The sequence below is a fragment of the Pseudomonas sp. NPDC090203 genome (assembly GCF_044746765.1).
GTDB lineage: Bacteria > Pseudomonadota > Gammaproteobacteria > Pseudomonadales > Pseudomonadaceae > Aquipseudomonas > Aquipseudomonas putida_AD.
The window spans coordinates 1857-3387 of sequence record NZ_JBIVCV010000031.1 but is presented as its reverse complement, the minus strand read 5'-3'; the positions used below and the strand labels follow the sequence as shown (position 1 = coordinate 3387).

Genomic DNA, 1531 nt, shown 5'->3' with positions numbered 1-1531 from the left:
CAGCCTACCACCTTAAACCTGGACAACCAACGCCAGGCTGGCCTAGCCTTCTCCGTCCCTCCATCGCAATAACCAGAAGTACAGGAATATTAACCTGTTTTCCATCGACTACGCTTTTCAGCCTCGCCTTAGGGACCGACTAACCCTGCGTCGATTAACGTTGCGCAGGAAACCTTGGTCTTTCGGCGTGGGTGTTTTTCACACCCATTGTCGTTACTCATGTCAGCATTCGCACTTCTGATACCTCCAGCAAGCTTCTCAACTCACCTTCACAGGCTTACAGAACGCTCCTCTACCGCATCACCCGAAGGTGATACCCGTAGCTTCGGTGCATGGTTTGAGCCCCGTTACATCTTCCGCGCAGGCCGACTCGACTAGTGAGCTATTACGCTTTCTTTAAAGGGTGGCTGCTTCTAAGCCAACCTCCTAGCTGTCTAAGCCTTCCCACATCGTTTCCCACTTAACCATGACTTTGGGACCTTAGCTGACGGTCTGGGTTGTTTCCCTTTTCACGACGGACGTTAGCACCCGCCGTGTGTCTCCCATGCTCGGCACTTGTAGGTATTCGGAGTTTGCATCGGTTTGGTAAGTCGGGATGACCCCCTAGCCGAAACAGTGCTCTACCCCCTACAGTGATACATGAGGCGCTACCTAAATAGCTTTCGAGGAGAACCAGCTATCTCCGAGCTTGATTAGCCTTTCACTCCGATCCACAGGTCATCCGCTAACTTTTCAACGGTAGTCGGTTCGGTCCTCCAGTCAGTGTTACCTAACCTTCAACCTGCCCATGGATAGATCGCCCGGTTTCGGGTCTATTCCCAGCGACTAGACGCCCTATTAAGACTCGCTTTCGCTACGCCTCCCCTATTCGGTTAAGCTCGCCACTGAAAATAAGTCGCTGACCCATTATACAAAAGGTACGCAGTCACCCAACAAAGTGGGCTCCCACTGCTTGTACGCATACGGTTTCAGGATCTATTTCACTCCGCTCTCCGCGGTTCTTTTCGCCTTTCCCTCACGGTACTGGTTCACTATCGGTCAGTCAGTAGTATTTAGCCTTGGAGGATGGTCCCCCCATGTTCAGACAAGGTTTCTCGTGCCCCGTCCTACTCGATTTCATTGACAAGAGATTTTCGCGTACAGGGCTATCACCCACTATGGCCGCACTTTCCAGAGCGTTCCGCTAATCTCAAATCAACTTAAGGGCTGGTCCCCGTTCGCTCGCCACTACTAAGGGAATCTCGGTTGATTTCTTTTCCTCAGGGTACTTAGATGTTTCAGTTCCCCTGGTTCGCCTCTTGCACCTATGTATTCAGTGCAAGATAACTGTCTTATGACAGCTGGGTTCCCCCATTCAGACATCTCCGGATCACAGTCTGTTTGCCGACTCCCCGAAGCTTTTCGCAGGCTACCACGTCTTTCATCGCCTCTGACTGCCAAGGCATCCACCGTATGCGCTTCTTCACTTGACCATATAACCCCAAGCAATCTGGTTATACTGTGAAGACGACATTCGCCGAAAGTTTGCATT

Annotated in this window: 1 rRNA gene (running past one end of the window); it reads right to left on the bottom strand. The window is 51.4% G+C overall.

Features of this window, described 5'->3' with window-relative positions:
• Window positions 1-1472, bottom strand: a 23S ribosomal RNA gene (locus ACIPO9_RS28135) (it extends 1497 nt beyond the left edge of the window).
• Window positions 1473-1531: the final 59 nt, after the last annotated feature.